We start from the raw sequence: 17,862 nt of genomic DNA on the forward strand, positions 1-17,862 counted from the left end.
TTTATGATTAATTTTTCGATTAATCAACACCATAAAATAAAAAAAAGCGTCCGCAATTGCGAACGCTTTTTTTTATTATTATTCAGCAGCCTCATCCTCTTCCTCAGGCTCCTCATCTCCAAAAATCGATTCGCTCGACGAGAAATCTAAAATTTCGGACCTAGACGAATAAGTCACAATCTCTTTTATCCCTTTCTGCAGAAGCAATTCTGTACTGTATTTTCGACTTGTAGCAAAGTGCACATCACCTAACATCAATTTGAAAAAATACTTTCCTCCAGAGCCTTTAAATTTCAAAAACTTCGCAAAGTCAATATTTGCTTTAAATTTCTCAATATCTTCTTCACACTCAAACCTCAACTCATAACTCAAACTCGTAAAAATAACTTTCCCCTTTCGCGAAGTAAAAGTAAATTTATATTCATCATTAAATCGCTTGCTAATTACAAAAGCACCCATTTACAAATTTTAGATTTTAGATTGTTGATTTTTTTTTTAAGACGCTAAGCCACTAAGATTCTAAGATACTGAGATTTCCCAAAATCCAAACCCTTAAAAACCACAAAGCTTAGATTTTTCCAATAAAAAAAGCCTCTTCAAAAGAAGAGGCTTTAGTACTCAGAGCGGGACTTGAACCCGCACGAACATTGCTGTTCACTGGATTTTAAGTCCAGCGTGTCTACCAATTTCACCATCCGAGCATTGTATGGTTTTAGAGCGAAAAACGGGGCTCGAACCCGCGACCTCGACCTTGGCAAGGTCGCGCTCTACCAACTGAGCTATTTTCGCATTTTCAAATTTTATTAAGAACCGCAACACTTGTTTTGTTTCGTATTGCGAGTGCAAATTTAGGACATTTATTCAATTACACAAGCGTTTTTTCAAAAAAAAATCGACTTATTTTATAACTTTCTGATAACCTAAACTTTAAAATTGAAAATTTTTATATTTTATTTTTTAACCAACATTCTTTTGATCTCATTCAGTTTCATCAACGCTTCTACTGGTGTAATTGCATTAATATCGAGATTGAGAATTTCTTCTTTTATCTCTTCCAGCAAAGGATCATCCAAATTAAAGAAACTCATCTGCATTTCTTCATTGGCCGATTTTATTCCATTCAAAGCATCACTTGAATGATTCTTTTCTAATTTCTTCAAAAGCTTCTGCGCTTTCGAAATAACCAATTGCGGCATTCCTGCCATTTTCGCAACGTGAATTCCGAAACTGTGTGCGCTTCCTCCTTTTACCAATTTTCTAACGAAAAGAACAGTGTCTTTTAATTCTTTTACCGCAACATTAAAATTCTGGATTCTTGGCATCGATTCCGTCATTTCATTCAATTCGTGATAGTGCGTTGCAAAAAGCGTTTTTGCTCTTCCTGGGTGTTCGTGTAAGAATTCGGCAATTGCCCAAGCAATTGAGATTCCGTCATAAGTGCTCGTTCCTCTTCCAATCTCATCCAATAGCACTAAACTTCTATCAGAGATATTATTCAAAATCGAAGCGGTTTCATTCATTTCGACCATAAAAGTAGATTCTCCCATCGAGATATTATCCGAAGCTCCAACTCTGGTAAATATTTTATCTACAATTCCCATTCTAACACTATCAGCAGGAACAAAACTTCCCATTTGAGCCAAAAGCACAATTAAAGCCGTTTGTCTTAAAATAGCAGACTTACCCGACATGTTAGGCCCGGTGATCATAATAATTTGCTGTGTTTCTCTATCTAAGAAAACATCATTTGCAATATATGGCGTTCCAACTGGCAATTGCTTTTCAATTACAGGATGCCTTCCGTTTTTAATGTCTAACTCAAAAGTATCATCAATTTCAGGACATACATATTGATTTTCGACAGCCATTTGGGTAAACGAACACAAACAATCTAACTGCGCAATTAAATAGGCATTCATCTGAACTGGTTTTATATAAGTTCCAATCCACGCTACCAATTGTTCGAAAAGTTCGCTTTCTATTTTATAAATCTTTTCTTCTGCTCCTAAAATTTTAGTTTCGTATTCTTTTAATTCTTCGGTTATATAACGCTCTGCATTTACCAAAGTCTGTTTACGAATCCATTCTTCTGGAACTTTGTCTTTATGTGTATTTCTAACTTCGATGTAATATCCGAAAACATTATTAAAAGAGATTTTCAATGAAGAAATTCCTGTTCGCTCCGATTCTCTTTTTTCAATTCCTTCCAAAAATTCTTTTCCAGAAGTTGAAATTGCGCGTAATTCATCTAACTCCTCATTAATTCCGCTCGCAATAGCATTTCCTTTTGAAATAGCAACAGGAGCATCTTGATTTAAAGTTGTTTTAATTTTTTCGCGAAGCAAATCACAGGCATGCAAACTGTCACCAATTACTTTTACAGCTTCCTGCGGACTTTCAAGCGCCAATATTTTAATTGGAATAATCGCATCCAGAGATTCTTTCAAATAAATAATTTCTCTTGGTGACACTTTTCCTGCCGCAATTTTAGAAATCAAACGCTCTAAATCTGAAATCTGCTTAATCTGATATTGAATATTATGCAGAATTTCAGGATTTGATTTTAAATACGCTACTACTTCATGTCGGCTTTTTACTTTGTTAGCATCTTTTAAAGGCAAAGCCAACCAACGCTTCAACAAACGTCCCCCCATTGGAGAAAGCGTTTTATCGATAACATCCAAAAGCGTAACCGCATTTGGGTTATAGCTATGATACAATTCTAAATTTCGAATTGTAAAACGATCCATCCAAACGTATGCATCTTCTGCAATACGCTGAATCGCCGTAATATGTTGCACACGATTATGTTGTGTCTCTGATAAATAATATAAAATTGCACCAGAAGCAATAATTCCTTCTTTTAACTCTTCAACACCAAATCCTTTTAAAGAATTCGTTTGAAAATGCTTCGTTAAAGTTTCTAAAGCATAATCTTCTTTATAAATCCAATCTTCTAAGTAAAAACTATGAAAATCTTCACCGAAAGCAGTCTTGAAGTCGTTCTTATTGTTCTTCGGAACCAAAACCTCACTTGGATTAAAGTTCTGCAATAATTTATCAATGTATTCTGCATTTCCCTGAGCCGTTAAAAACTCTCCAGTCGAAACATCTAAAAATGAAATTCCGATATTTTTATTAGCAAAATAAACAGATGCTAAGAAGTTATTAGATTTAGAATGCAAAACCTCATCGTTTAAAGAAACTCCTGGAGTTACCAGTTCTGTCACACCTCTTTTTACGATAGTTTTTGTCATTTTAGGATCTTCCAGCTGATCGCAGATTGCCACACGAAGTCCGGCTTTTACCAGTTTTGGCAAATAAGTATTTACAGAATGATGCGGAAACCCAGCCAATGCTGTTTCGGTATCAGACCCTGCTCCTCTTTTAGTTAAAGTAATCCCTAAAATTTTAGAAGCTCGAATGGCGTCTTCTCCGAAGGTTTCATAAAAATCTCCTACTCTGAAAAGCAGACATGCATCAGGATATTTAGCCTTGATTTCGTTGTACTGTTTCATTAAAGGTGTTTCCTTCACCACTTTCTCTTTAGCTGCCAAATTGTAATAGTTTTAAATGAAAAATTAAGACAGCGAATTTATGATTTTTTAGTGGCATATCGAAAGCTTCAAAAATTAAAATATTTTAAGATATTTTTAGTTACTCATTTAAGAATTTTATATAGCTTTGTTTATCATTTAAAAAAAGACCCTTAAAGATGAAAAAAATAATCTTATTCGCTATGTTGGCTGTAGCTGGTATTACGGCTACTAATGCACAAACAACTAAAAAAGCTAAAGCTGCTAAAGTTGCTAAAGTTGAAGGAGCTGGAATGCTTTTCGAAACTGAAACTATCGATTACGGAACTATCGCTCACAATGCTGATGGAAAACGTGAATTCGTTTTTGTTAACAATGGTACAAAACCATTAATCATTACTAACACTCAAGGATCTTGCGGATGTACTGTTCCAACTACTCCAAAAGAGCCAATTGCTCCAGGAGCTAAAGGTGTTATTGGTGTAAAATATGCTACTGACAGAGTTGGTGCTTTTACAAAAACAGTAACTGTAACTTCTAATGCTGAAGGGCAACCAACAAAAATCCTTACTATTAAAGGTACTGTTTTACCAGATCCAGTAAAAAGCTAATCTGAGAAACATTTAAAATAATCAAAAAGCTTCCTTATCTTTGGAAGCTTTTTTTATGACTACAATTCAAAAACAATGAGAAAACTCGAAAACAGCGAACTAGATCGCAAATCGATTGAAGATTTTAAAAAATCAGAGAAAACCCCTTTAATATTAGTTTTAGACGATATTAGAAGCCTACACAATATTGGCTCTGTTTTTAGAACTGCTGATGCGTTTTTGATTGAAAAGATCATTTTATGCGGCATTACCGCAACTCCTCCCAACAAAGAAATTCATAAAACCGCTCTTGGCGCAACCGAAACTGTCGCGTGGGAACATCATGAAAATGTTTTAGAGGTTATTGAAAACTTAAAAAAAGAAAATGTTCTTACGATGGCCATTGAACAAGTGGAAAGTGCTATTTTTCTTCAGGATTTTAAAGTGGCGAAAAATCAGAAATATGCTTTGGTTTTTGGAAATGAAGTGTATGGCGTATCACAAGAAGCTGTTGCCATCTGTGACGGATGTATTGAAATTCCACAGTTGGGAACCAAACACTCTCTTAATATTTCTGTAAGTGCCGGAATTGTGGTTTGGGATTTATTTCAAAAAATAAACTGGCCTGAATAAAAATTTATTTTTTTATTCTCAATTAATTGATATTTTTAGCGAATGAAAAATATCAAATTAACAACTATTTCTCTTTTCTTTTCTGTTTTAAGTTTTAATATTTCAAATTCAAATGAAAACTCAAAAGCTTTTAACAAAAAAAATAAACATATCCAAAAAACCACCATTAGTCAAAAAACAAAAAAACTAAAGAAATCCAATTTTGCAATTGATCCTCCTAAACTCATTGCACAGGGAGATCAGCTTTACTGTCCGCAAACATCGATTAATATTGTCACTGATTTTACAATTCGCCATGACGCTGCTGAAAATGGCACACAAGAACTATACATCCAGATTTCATCTGGATACTCTAATGGTTTTGACCGATTAGAACTAACAAATCCGACTTTACACCCAAACATTATAACTAGTTGGGACGCCAATTCCGGGAAGCTAAAATTATCAGGAACAAATGCAGCAACAGAAATTCCTTATGATGATTTTATTTCAGCAGTAAAAGATGTTGTCTTTACCAATTCGTCTGCAACCGCAAGTGGAACAAGAACTTTCTCTATTACAATTGGACAAGCAAATTATTTGCCTTCAACAGGACATTATTACCTGTTTATTTCCAATGTAGGCGTTACTTGGACAAATGCACGCAACCTTGCCGCATCGAGCACGTACTACGGCCTTCAAGGATATTTGGCTACTATTTCGTCTGCCGACGAAGCAAAATTAATTGGCGAACAAGCTTCTGGAACTGGATGGATTGGAGGAAGTGATGCCGAAACAGAAGGCGTTTGGAAATGGGTTACGGGTCCAGAAGCAGGAACTGTTTTTTGGAATGGAACCGCAAACGGCTCGACTCCAAATTTTGCTTTTTGGAATACAGGTGAACCCAATCAGCTTGGAGATGAAGATTATGCACACATTACTCAACCTGGAGCTGGAATAAGAGGTTCTTGGAACGACTTATCAAATACTGGAGACCCTGCAGGTAATTATCAGCCGAAAGGCTATATTGTGGAATATGGCGGAATGCCTGGCGAAGCACCGCTTGAAATTGCCGCCAGCACCAAAATTACCATTCCTGTGGCAACACCAGCTATTGACCCAGCTCCTGCCTGCGATTCTGGGAGTTTTACTTTTAATGCAACAGCAACTTCTGGAGCAACCATAAGATGGTTTAATGCCGTTACTGGCGGCAATTTACTAGCAACAGGTTCAACTTACACTACACCAGCATTAACCACAACTACCACTTATTATGTCGATGCTGGTTGTGAATCAAATCGCAAGTCAGTAAAAGCAACGGTAAATGCAACTCCATCAATTACTGTTGCAGAACAAGACACTTATACCAATTGTGGTCCAGGAAGTTTAACTATAAAAGCGACTTCAAATGTTGGTTCTATAAACTGGTATGCTTCAGCAACAGGAGGCACAAGTCTTTATGTGGGAACAGCCTTTACAACTCCAACAATTACGACAAACACCACATACTATGCCGAAGCATCAAATGGTTTCTGTATAAATACAACTAGAACTCCGATAAACATTGTAATCAACACTCCTCCAGCGGTTACAGATGAGACTTTGACATTATGCCAGTTTCGAAATGTAACATTAGATGCAGGAATTTCTGGAATGACTTATTTATGGTCAAATAATAATGAAACTACTCGAACGATCTCCGTTGATAAGGCTGGCAAATATACTGTTGATGTTACAAGTCCTGAAGGTTGCAAAAGCACCAAAACAATAACAGTCGAAGAACACAAGATCCCACAAATTGCTCGAGTGGATGTTGAAGGAACAAGAGCCATTATTTATCCCGTAAAAGCAGAAGATTATTTTGAATATTCTGTCGACGGTGCCTTTTTTCAAGATTCTAACGTTTTCTATGATGTTCCAGGCGGACTTCAGACAGCATACGCAAGAGCAAAAAAATGTGGAGGAACTTCTAGACAATTTGTAGTTCTTGTTTTCCCTCCGTTTTTTACGCCAAACAACGATTCCTACAACGATGTCTGGGAAGTAACCGGGATGGAAAATTATCCTCAGGCAGTAGTTACTATTTTTGATCGCTATGGAAAATTAATAGCACAATTAAGCCACTTCAAAATGAGTTGGGATGGCACTTTTAATCAAGTTCCGCTTCCTGCTTCCGATTATTGGTATGCTTTAAAAGTGGATGATTCAACGCCAATATTAAGAGGACATTTTACATTAAAAAGATAATTTTTGTAATGAGAGAATGTGCCAATTTGATGATTAGATAATTCTAAAGCAATTATCTAATTATCCCATTTTCTAATTGCCACATTTCAATTAAGCTTCTTCTTAATTTCATTCAATATATAAAGGTAATCTTCGTGCTTTTTTACAAAATCGCGATCCGAAACATCAATTATTAAAACATTCAAATCGGTTTGAGATTTTATGTATTCCAAATAGCCGTTATTAATTTTGTCTAAATATGTGGCTTCAATATTCTGTTCATAAATACGCCCACGCTTTTTGATGTTTTGCAGCAATCTCTCTGTATTCTGATACAAATAAATATACAAATCTGGCTTTGGCATTTCCTTGTAAATGATATCAAATAGATTTCTGTACAAACGATATTCATCTTCTGCAAGGGTTATTTTTGCAAAAATCAACGATTTAAAAATATGATAATCAGCAACAATAAAATCTTTGAACAAATCAAACTGCGCCAAATCATCAGCCAGTTGCTGGTAGCGATCTGCTAAAAAAGACATTTCTAATGGAAACGCATATCGGTTTTGATCTTTGTAAAATTTTGGCAAAAACGGATTATCAGCAAAGCGTTCTAAAACCGTTTTTCCGTTAAAATCTTCTGCTATTTTATGCACCAAAGTGGTTTTTCCAGCTCCAATATTTCCTTCAAAAGCAACATAATTAAATTGGTTTAAAAGAATTTCGGCAATTGGACTTTTCAATTTCTGCACCACTGTACAAACACTATCATCTGGAGTAACGGCAATTAATTCAGAAATTGTTTTTTGTAAAATTGGGTGTTTCCAATTTAACTTTAAATCCTGCATTGGAAGCAAAACAAAATTTCTATTTTGCATTAGCGGATGCGGAACCTTTAATTTTTCAGTCTCAATTATTTCATCATCAAAAGCAATCAAATCAACATCGATAATTCTAGATTGATATCCCTCTTGATTCAAACGGATTCTTCCCAGTTCTTTCTCGACTTTTAAAATTTGATTGAGTATTTTTTGCGCAGAAGAATTGGTGTGCAAAAGAAGCGCGCAATTATAAAAAGCATCACTCTCAAAACCCCATGCAGGAGTTTCGTAAAGTTTTGAAACCTGAATAACAGTCCCCACATTTTGATGTATCAAATCGATACAATTTTGAATGTTTTCTAGTCTGCTGCCTTGGTTGCTGCCTATCGATAAAACGACTTGATGCTGTAATTTCATAATTAATGCAAATTAACTAAAACTATTTTAGAATTAACCAATATATTTGTGAAACGACGTCTCAAATTCAATCCTAAATTTAGATGTCTAGTTTGTAACATTTTGTTCTTTTTTGATACTTATAAAAAAAATATACATATGAAGTTTTTAGGAAATGTAATTGCCACAGTAATTGGTATTTTTGTTTTTATGATGCTCTTTTTCTTCGGAGTAATCTTTATTAGCGCTATTTTCGGAAGCGATGACACAGTTTCTGTCAAATCTGATTCGGTTATTGAATTGAATTTAAAAGAAATTAAAAACGACTACGCAGGGAAATATAAAGATCCTTGGGTAAGTGTCTTTTCAGACAAAAAAGGCATTGGTTTGACCGATGTGCTTAACGCTATCGAAGCTGCAAAAACAGATGACAACATTAAAGGAATTTCGATTTTAAATGACGAATCATCTCTTGGTCTGGCACAATACAAAGATTTAAGAAACGCTCTAGAAAGCTTCAAAAAATCAGGAAAATTTGTTTGGGCTTACGCCAACACCTATTCTCAAAAAGAATATTATTTAAATTCTGTTGCCAACACCATTTATTTAAATCCTGCTGGAGATTTAGATTTTAAAGGCCTTTCTTCTGAAGTGATGTTCTTCAAAGATTTTCAAGATAAATCTGGAATTCATATGGAGGTTATTCGCCACGGAAAATACAAAAGTGCCGTTGAGCCTTTCTTAGACAATAAAATGAGCGATGCCAACAGAGAGCAGATTACCGCACTTTTAAGTTCGATTTGGGCGACCGTTTCTGCTGATATTTCAAAGAGCAGAAATATTCCGTTGCCAAAATTAAACGAAATTGCAAATGGCCTTTTGGCAAGAACTCCTGAAATGGCAAAACAACAGCATTTAGTAGATATTGTAGCTTATGAAGATGTTTATCACGATGCCATTAGAAAAGCATTAAAAGTAGACAAAGATGAAGATTACAATAAAATTTCTATTTCAGATTATACTCAAAATCACGTAACAACAGCTTTGGCTAATTCTGCAACCGATCAGATTGCGATTATTTACGCTCAAGGAGAAATTGGAAGCGGTGAAGGAGATGTTAATACAATTGGAGAAGGTTCTATGCGTCGTTCTTTGCAAGAAGCAAGAAAAAATGACGATGTGAAAGCCATAGTTCTTAGAATTGACAGCCCAGGAGGAAGCGCACTAACTTCTGATTTAATCTGGAGAGAAATAGAAATTACCAAAAAAGTTAAACCTGTGGTGGTTTCTATGGGTAATTATGCTGCATCTGGCGGTTATTATATTGCCTGCAACGCCAATAAAATTTTTGCTGAAAACAACACTATTACAGGATCGATCGGAGTTTTCGGAATGTTGCCAAACTTCAGTCCGTTAGCCAACAAATTAGGCATTAATTCCGAGCAAGTTAAAACGCACGAGAACGCTGCAAATTACAGTCCGTTTTTGCCTGTTGACGAAAAGTTCAAAGCTTTTACTTTAGAAGGAGTAGAAAAAATTTACAACACTTTTGTTACTCATGTTGCAGAAGGCCGTAAAATGACTTTTGCTCAAGTTGATTCAATTGCGCAAGGTAGAGTTTGGTCTGGAACTGAAGCTTTAAAAATTGGTTTGGTGGATAAAATTGGCGGATTGAATGATGCAATCGCTGAAGCGGCTAGAATCGCTAAAGTAAAGAAATACAGCACTCAGAATTATCCTGAATACGAAAAAACATTAAACGACTTGCTTGGAAATCTTCCTTTTGCAAAATCGAAAGAAGCTTTCATAAAAGAAGAAATCGGAGAGGAAAATTACCTTCTGCTTGAACAGGTTAAGAAATTTCAAAAACAAAAAGGAGTGCAAGCGATATTGCCTTACGGAATCAATATTTATTAATTGAATTGAAATGAATAAAGTAATTCTTTTTTTAACGGTTTTATTTTGGAGCTTTTTAAATGCTCAAACTACAAAAGAAATCACTTTTAAGGAAACGCCAGCGATATTAAAAATAAACAATGACCAAATTTTTGGTACGCTGACCACTCCCGATTTAACCAAAAAATTTCCAGTTGCTTTAATCATTGCGGGTTCTGGCCCAACGGACAGAAACGGGAATAATCCGATGATGAAAAACAATTCGTTAAAAATGCTGGCAGAAGCTTTAGCAAAACACGGAATTGCATCATTACGATATGACAAAAGAGCTATTGGAGAAAGCAAAGCGGCAGGCGGTTCTGAAAGCAGTCTGGTTTTTGAAAATTATATTCAAGATGCCAAAAGCTGGATTAATTATTTAAAACGAGACAGACGTTTTTCTAAAATAATCATAATCGGTCACAGCGAAGGTTCTTTGATTGGAATGGTTGCCAGTGCAAAAGCAGACAAATTTGTTTCTATTGCAGGAGCGGGCGAGCCAGCAGATCAAATTCTGAAAACGCAAATTGGCGCAAGGTCAATGAAACAGCTTAATGACATGACTTACCCGATTATCGATAGTTTGAAAAATGGATTTACAGTCAAAAAAGTAGACCCGATGCTGAATTCTCTTTTTAGACCAAGCATTCAGCCTTATTTGATTTCGTGGTTCAAATACAATCCGCAAACCGAAATACAGAAGCTTACCATTCCTGTTTTAATCCTTCAAGGAAATAATGATATCCAGATTGCTGTAAAAGATGCAGAGAATTTAAAACAAGCCAATAAAAATACAGATTTGCAAATTATCGATAAGATGAATCATATTATGAAAATTGTTGATGGCAATCAGGAAGCTAATTTAGCTACTTACAATAATGAAACGCTTCCTATTTCGGAAGTTCTAGTTGAGAAAATAGTTTCATTTATTCAGAAATAATAAAATAAATTCAGTTAAAAATCCGTTTTGAAAGTATTTCTCAACGGATTTTTTTCGTATAAATTTAAATAAAATTCTTACAAAATTAAGAAAACTTTATCTGCAAACTCTAGTAAAAAAAACTATTTTTGCAAGAGTCGATTTTAACACGTTAAACCCTCAAATCTATTTATATGCTAAAAAAAGTTTTAAAAATAAGTGCCATAGTAATTGTGGTATTTGTTGCTGCATTATTTGCCATTCCGTTTTTGTTTAAAGACCAAATCAAGGCTAAAATCGTCGAAGCTATCAACGAAAGTGTTGATGCCAAAGTAAGTTTTACAGATGCCGATTTAAGTTTATTCAAAAATTTTCCAAACGCAACGGTTGGAATCGAAAAATTAGTTATCATCAACAAAGCTCCTTTTGAAGGCGACACATTGGTTTCGCTAGGAGAATTGAATTTAAAAATGAGTGTAAAAGAGCTTTTCAAAGGAAAAGATGAGCCTTTAAGCATTCAGGGAATTAGTTCTACAAACGGATTAATCAATATTATTTTCAATAAAGATGGTGTTGGAAACTTTGATATTGCTTTAAAAGACAAAAAAGACGATAAAAAAGACGAAGCTAGCAAACCGCTTGCATTGAAAATCCAAAACTATAAAATTGAAAATTTTACTTTTAGATATATCGATCAAGGCTCTAAAATTAAAATGGTAATTGACAGTTTAAATCACGAAGGAACTGGAGATTTTACCAATTCAAAGCTAGATTTGGCTACAAAATCTACAGCTAAAGTTTCATTGGACATGGATAAAATGAACTACATGAAAAATGTAAAACTTACTCTAGATGCCGTTCTTGGAATTGATTTAGAGAAGAGCAAATATACTTTCAAAGAAAACAAAGCTTTAATCAACCAATTGCCTTTGGAGTTTGACGGATTCATTCAAATGGCAGAAAAAGCTCAGATTTACGATTTGAAATTTAAAACTCCTACTTCATCATTTACCAATTTCTTAGGTTTAATTCCTTCGGCTTACGCTTCTAGCTTAGAAGGTGTAAAAACAACTGGAGATTTTACTGTAAATGGTTTTGCAAAAGGAGAATTGACAGATACGACGGTTCCTAAATTCAATATCGAAATCGCATCAAACAATTCTTCGTTTCAATATCCTAACCTGCCAAAATCGGTTCAGAATATTGTAATTGACACGAAAATCATCAACGAAACTGGTATTTTAAATGATACTTATGTTAACCTAGATAAGCTATCTTTTAGAATTGACCAGGATGTTTTTAGCGCTAAAGCGAATATCAAAAACATAACGGTAAATCCGATTATTGATGCGGCTTTAAAAGGAACAATCAACTTGGCCAATCTTTCAAAAGCCTATCCTATTAAAATGGATAAACCTTTGGCTGGTATTTTAAAAGCAGACGTTACGACCAATTTTGATATGGCTTCAGTAGAAAAAAGCCAATACCAAAACATCAAAAACGCTGGTACAATGAGTTTGTCAGGATTTAAATATACTGATGAGAACAACAAATCGATGAACATCAGCACGGCTTTGGTTGAATTTAATCCAAGCAAAATCAACTTAAAACAATTTGATGCAACAACAGGAAAAAGTGATATCAGCATTAACGGAGTGTTAGAGAATTTCTATGGTTTTATGTTTAAGAAACAAGAACTGAAAGGAAACTTCAATATGAGTTCAAAACAATTGGCTGTTGATGATTTTATGACTTCTGGCGAACCTGCAAAAACTGAAACTAAAACTCCAGCAAAACCAGCTGATGCAATGAAAATTCCAGCTTTCTTAAACTGTACTTTAAATGCCAAAGCTACAACGGTTTTATATGATAATTTAAAACTTCAAGACGTTGCTGGAACATTGATTATTAAAGACGAAAAAGCAACTCTTCAAAACTTTAAAACAAATATCTTCGGCGGATCAATCGGTCTTAACGGAGCTGTTTCTACAAAAGAAAAAGTGCCTACTTTTGATATGAATTTAGGATTCAATCAAGTTGATATTGCACAAACTTTTACACAGTTGGATATGATGAAAAAAATCGCTCCAATTGCTGGAATCATCAACGGAAAATTAAATTCGACTATTAAATTGAATGGTAATTTGGATGCCAAAGAATTGACTCCAGATTTAAAATCGATTTCAGGAGATTTATTAGGTCAATTATTATCGACTACAGTAAATGCTAAAAACTCAACAGTTTTAAATTCGCTTACTTCAAATGTGAAATTCTTAGATTTAAATAAATTGAATCTAAACGATTTAAAAATGGCCTTGACCTTTGATAACGGAAAAGTAAATGTAAAACCATTTGACATCAAATATCAAGATATTAAAGCTACAATTGGCGGAACTCACGGTTTTGACCAAACGATGAATTATAACATTAAATTTGATGTTCCTGCTAAATATTTAGGAACTGAGGCCAATAATTTAATTGCAAAATTATCACCTGCAGATGCCGCTAAATTGGAAAATATTCCAATTAATGCTTCTTTGACTGGTAACTTTTCAAATCCTAAAGTGAGCACAGATATGAAAGCTGCTGTGAGCAATTTAACAACACAATTGGTAAATCAGCAAAAAGAAAAACTGACTCAAAAAGGAACTTCAGCACTTACCGATTTAATCAATAAAAACACTAAAGCAAAAGATACGACTCAGGCTGCAAAAACCGAGAAAGAGCAAAAAACTCAAGAAGTAACTAAAAAAGCTAGTGATTTATTGAATGGATTGTTTAAGAAGAAAAATCCATAAAAAAGGCTCTAAGGTTCTAAGACGCTAAGGTACTGAGCTTCTCAAAGCTAAAAAAACTTAGAACCTTAGTATCTCAGCATCTTAGAACCTAAACAAAAAATCCTGTTCCGAAAGAACAGGATTTTTTGTTGTTTTTATATTGCTTTTGAATAATTATTTAATCTACCGTTATTCAAAATTGAGTTTATCGTTTTTATGTATTCTTTTTGGGTGTACAGATTCACATCTACTCCAATGCTGCAATTATCGTAAGGTTCGTACTTTTTCAGATTAGATACAGAAAACAATCCTATCGTTGGCGTATGTACTGCGCTAGACAAATGCATAATTCCGCTGTCGGCACCAATAAACAAGTCTGCATTTGCAATTACAGATCCTATTTCTCGAATGTCTTTGCTGTAGAATGTTGGAGCTTTAAATCCAATTTGTGACACATTTTCTACAGGCAAAATTTCAATAATATTATAATCTTTATATTCTGCTATAAGTTGAGAATAAAACTCTTCCCACCATTCTTCCGAAAGACACTTTGTTCCTGTGGCGTAGGTAAAAATGCAAATTGTTTTTTTATCGTTATTTGTAATTCCGCTTAATATTTTTTTGCCTTCAGCAACTTCAGATGTCGTTAGTTTAAGATCTAAAGGAGCAATTATTTTGTTGCTATTGGTTGGCATTCTGAGTTTTGCCAAATAATTTCGAAAATTGTAAACTGGGTATTTTGCAATATGCTCAAAATCATTTTTTTGTTCTGTCGTCTCTTCATTCGAATCGCCAAAAAACTTGTATTTGGCATTTGAAAACTGAACCGCTAACCGGCCCGAAGAGGAGTTTTGATCTACATTAATCGCTAAATCGTAAGGTGTTTTCTTTAACGAAATCCAAACTTTTGAATAAGCGATCAAACTTTTAAATGGTTTTTTAGGCAGAGGAATTATTTTGTCAATGACATCATATTTTTCAAAAATAATCGGAGCTACTGTGCCCTTTACAAATAAATCAATTTTACAATTTGGAAACATCTCAGACACTTCCTGAACAAGCGGAGTAATTAATAAAAGGTTTCCTAGCCTTCCATTTGGTCTGCAAATAAGAACTCTTTTTATTTCGCTTTTATCGACCAAAATAAAGTCGTCCTGCATATTGGCCTTTCCAACATTCTTAGTCAGATTCCGCATTATGCTTCGCCTGTGTACATTTATTTTGTTTAAAACACTCATTTATGGAATAATTTAGGGGGATTACAAAATCTTAATTAAAATTTAAAAATACTGGCAGACTCAAATCTACCTCCTTTTATTTTTTAAAAATAAATTCTTCCAATAAGCATTTGTTACAAAATTGTAATCAAATGTATCAACATTTACACCTCTTTTGTTTTTGGAATTGAGTTAAAATTACAATAATTTATCATATAATTAACAAATTAATAGATGTATACATAAAAGACATCGACAGAAACCTGATTAGCCTAGACATCTATTGTGACCACGTAACCTTCAGAACCCCTAATATTAAAGACGGTTCCATTTTCAAAAAGTAAATATTGACCTTTAATACCTGTTAATTTTCCGTTGAATGAAGGTGTCTTATCTAAGTTTAAACTGTTCACTTTTGCAGGGTAACTCAAAACGGGATATTGAAGTTCGTAAACATCATCTTTTTGAACATAAAAGTAATCTCTAACTTCTGATGGAATCAAACTTTCAATCTTGGCTTTTTCTGCAATTAAATCGAAACTTTCTACAGAGTTCTGAAGCATTTTTCTCCAATTGGTTTTGTCTGTATAATGATCTTTTAAAGCTACCTCTGTAATTCCTGCTAAATATCGGTTCGGAACCTCAACAATTGCAATGGCTTGAGAAGCACCTTGATCGATCCAACGCGTTGGAACCTGCGATTTGCGGGTAACACCCACTTTTATTTCGCAAGCTGAAGCCAAATACACAATGTGCGGCTGCAATTGCGCTTTTGATTCATATTCTAAATCTCTGTCAGCAATTCCTAAATGGGCAGTACTCAATTCTGGTCTCATAATCCAATCTCCAACCGCTGGACTTGAATAAAAACATTCGTAACAGAAACCTTGTCGGTATATTTTTTTCTTTTTACCGCAATTCAAGCATTGGCAGCCTACAAAATTGATTTCAATTTCTTTATCTAATAATTGATTTACATTTAAGAAACTATCTTCGAAAACCAAATAATATTGAATTGGACTTCCTAATTCGGTTTGCATTTTGGTCAGTACGCCTTGATATTGCATTAGTATTTTTATTTATAATTGCTGATTTAGATTTATCAAAAGATTTAAAATTTTTTGTGTTAAAATTCGTTTAAACAGATAGAATCTTTACCTCAAATCGAATTGTTTTTTACAAAAAAATATTATTTTTGATATGAAGACAAAGTTACTATTTGTCTATCGATATTCAAATTTTAAGTTTTTTGTTTTACACAGATCGTGCGATTTAAAACCTAAAATCAGTTAACTAAAAACCCGATTCATGCCTTTATCAATTATCAATTCGTTTGCATCTTGGGTCCTCAAACAAAGGATTCATCAAATAGAGCTTTTTTTAAAATACCCTAATGAAGTTCAAGAAGAATTATTGCACAACTTATTGACGGCATCAGAAAATACAGTTATTGGAAAACAATATGATTTTTCGAGTATAAACTCCTATCAAACCTTTGCAGAAAGAGTGCCAATTGCAACTTACGAAGAATTACAGCCACTAATTGAGCGCACACGTTTGGGCGAACAAAACGTTTTTTGGGAAACACCAATTAAATGGTTTGCAAAATCAAGCGGCACTACAAATGCCAAAAGCAAATTTATTCCAGTAAGCAACGAAGCATTGGAAGATTGCCATTATAAAGGAAGTAAGGATCTTTTGTGTCTTTATTTGAATAATAATGAAGACTCTGAACTGTTCTTGGGAAAAAGTCTTCGATTGGGAGGAAGTTCTCAGATTTACGAAAACAACAATACTTTCTTTGGTGATTTATCGGCAATTTTGATTGAGAATATGCCAATTTGGGCAGAATTCAGCAGCACGCCAAGCAGCAAAACTTCGCTAATGAGCGAATGGGAAACCAAAATCGCCGCCATTATTAATGAAACCAAAAATGAAAATGTAACCAGCTTTGCAGGAGTGCCGTCTTGGATGCTGGTTTTAATGAATAAGGTTTTAGAAAATACTGGCAAGCAGAGTTTATTGGAACTTTGGCCCAACTTGGAAGTCTACTTTCATGGAGGCGTAAGTTTTTCTCCTTATAAAGAACAGTACAAAAAATTGCTGCCAAGCAAAGATTTTAGATACTACGAAATATACAATGCCTCTGAAGGTTTTTTTGCAATTCAGGATTTGAATAATTCAAGTGATTTACTGCTAATGTTGGATTACGGAATCTTCTACGAGTTTATTCCGATGGACACTTTTGGAACTCCAAATCAAAAAGTAATTCGATTGGCAGATGTTGAGCTGAATAAAAACTACGCGATTGTTATTACGACCAACTCTGGTTTGTGGCGTTATCTGATTGGCGATACTATTCGTTTTACATCATTGAATCCTTACAGGATTAGAGTTACAGGAAGAACCAAGCACCATATTAATGTTTTTGGAGAAGAATTAATGGTAGAAAACACCGATCAAGCCATTGCAAAAGCCTGCCTGGTTACGCAAACAGAAGTTATCGATTATACGGTTGCTCCTATTTTTATGCAGGACAAAGAAAAAGGCGCACACGAATGGATGATTGAATTCAAGAAAAACCCAGCTGATGTAGGTCTTTTCCAAAAAGTTCTAGATGAAACATTGCAGACTCTAAACTCAGATTACGAAGCAAAACGCTATAATAATATGACTTTAAATCCTTTGGTGATTAATGTTGCTCGCGAGAATCTTTTTTATGACTGGCTAAAGGAAAGAGACAAATTAGGAGGTCAGCATAAGATTCCTAGACTATCGAATCAGAGAGATTATTTGGAGCAATTGAAAGAAATGTGTTGATTTTTTTTGC

General features: G+C 34.3%; 12 protein-coding genes and 2 tRNA genes. 7 read left to right on the forward strand and 7 right to left on the reverse strand.

The window, feature by feature from the left end; all coding sequences use genetic code 11:
• Window positions 1–78 precede the first annotated feature (78 nt).
• The 4 genes from J7574_RS22100 to mutS form a co-directional block, all read right to left on the reverse strand.
• The gene (locus tag J7574_RS22100) at window positions 79–459 is read right to left on the reverse strand and encodes a DUF1508 domain-containing protein (RefSeq protein ID WP_290974076.1); all 381 of its coding nucleotides are present in this window, start codon (window positions 457–459) and stop codon (window positions 79–81) included.
• A 156-nt stretch (window positions 460–615) separates the two neighbouring features.
• Window positions 616–701: transfer RNA gene (locus tag J7574_RS22105), tRNA-Leu, on the reverse strand.
• 15 nt (window positions 702–716) lie between these two features.
• Window positions 717–789, reverse strand: a tRNA-Gly gene (locus tag J7574_RS22110).
• A 161-nt stretch (window positions 790–950) separates the two neighbouring features.
• Window positions 951–3,557 carry a DNA mismatch repair protein MutS gene (mutS, locus tag J7574_RS22115; RefSeq protein ID WP_290974079.1) on the reverse strand — a complete coding sequence of 869 codons (2,607 nt, stop codon included), beginning with the start codon at window positions 3,555–3,557 and terminating at the stop codon, window positions 951–953.
• A 158-nt stretch (window positions 3,558–3,715) separates the two neighbouring features.
• Here mutS and J7574_RS22120 point away from each other — a divergent pair, with 158 nt between their 5' ends.
• The 3 genes from J7574_RS22120 (at window position 3,716) to J7574_RS22130 (ending at window position 6,985) form a co-directional block, all read left to right on the forward strand.
• On the forward strand, window positions 3,716–4,147 hold the full coding sequence (locus J7574_RS22120) for a DUF1573 domain-containing protein (protein ID WP_008467274.1): 432 nt from the start codon (window positions 3,716–3,718) through the stop codon (window positions 4,145–4,147).
• Between the two features lie 75 nt (window positions 4,148–4,222).
• On the forward strand, window positions 4,223–4,759 hold the full coding sequence (locus J7574_RS22125) for an RNA methyltransferase (protein ID WP_290974084.1): 537 nt from the start codon (window positions 4,223–4,225) through the stop codon (window positions 4,757–4,759).
• A 42-nt stretch (window positions 4,760–4,801) separates the two neighbouring features.
• Entirely contained in the window at window positions 4,802–6,985 is a 2,184-nt protein-coding gene (locus tag J7574_RS22130; protein ID WP_290974087.1) for a T9SS type B sorting domain-containing protein, read from the forward strand.
• Between the two features lie 86 nt (window positions 6,986–7,071).
• Here J7574_RS22130 and folK read toward each other — a convergent pair whose 3' ends face one another.
• Window positions 7,072–8,205: a 2-amino-4-hydroxy-6-hydroxymethyldihydropteridine diphosphokinase gene (gene folK, locus J7574_RS22135; protein ID WP_290974090.1), complete on the reverse strand. Its 1,134-nt coding sequence runs from the start codon at window positions 8,203–8,205 to the stop codon at window positions 7,072–7,074.
• A 138-nt stretch (window positions 8,206–8,343) separates the two neighbouring features.
• On the opposite strand from folK, the gene sppA reads away from it, so the two are divergent.
• The 3 genes from sppA to J7574_RS22150 all read left to right on the forward strand — a co-directional run bounded on the left by sppA (window position 8,344) and on the right by J7574_RS22150 (window position 13,836).
• A complete protein-coding gene (gene sppA, locus J7574_RS22140; protein WP_290974092.1) occupies window positions 8,344–10,101 on the forward strand; it encodes a signal peptide peptidase SppA in 1,758 nt (585 codons plus the stop codon).
• Between the two features lie 10 nt (window positions 10,102–10,111).
• Entirely contained in the window at window positions 10,112–11,059 is a 948-nt protein-coding gene (locus J7574_RS22145; RefSeq protein WP_290974095.1) for an alpha/beta hydrolase, read from the forward strand.
• Between the two features lie 173 nt (window positions 11,060–11,232).
• Complete coding sequence (locus J7574_RS22150; RefSeq protein WP_290974099.1) at window positions 11,233–13,836, forward strand: AsmA-like C-terminal region-containing protein; 2,604 nt, start codon at window positions 11,233–11,235, stop codon at window positions 13,834–13,836.
• A 134-nt stretch (window positions 13,837–13,970) separates the two neighbouring features.
• Here J7574_RS22150 and J7574_RS22155 read toward each other — a convergent pair whose 3' ends face one another.
• The gene (locus J7574_RS22155) at window positions 13,971–15,053 is read right to left on the reverse strand and encodes a glycosyltransferase family 9 protein (RefSeq protein ID WP_290974102.1); all 1,083 of its coding nucleotides are present in this window, start codon (window positions 15,051–15,053) and stop codon (window positions 13,971–13,973) included.
• Between the two features lie 251 nt (window positions 15,054–15,304).
• Entirely contained in the window at window positions 15,305–16,099 is a 795-nt protein-coding gene (locus J7574_RS22160; protein WP_290974105.1) for a DUF2797 domain-containing protein, read from the reverse strand.
• 241 nt (window positions 16,100–16,340) lie between these two features.
• On the opposite strand from J7574_RS22160, the gene J7574_RS22165 reads away from it, so the two are divergent.
• Window positions 16,341–17,852 carry a GH3 auxin-responsive promoter family protein gene (locus J7574_RS22165; protein WP_290974108.1) on the forward strand — a complete coding sequence of 504 codons (1,512 nt, stop codon included), beginning with the start codon at window positions 16,341–16,343 and terminating at the stop codon, window positions 17,850–17,852.
• Window positions 17,853–17,862: the final 10 nt, after the last annotated feature.

It is taken from the genome of Flavobacterium sp., assembly GCF_017744675.1.
In the GTDB taxonomy this organism is placed as follows: Bacteria; Bacteroidota; Bacteroidia; order Flavobacteriales; family Flavobacteriaceae; genus Flavobacterium.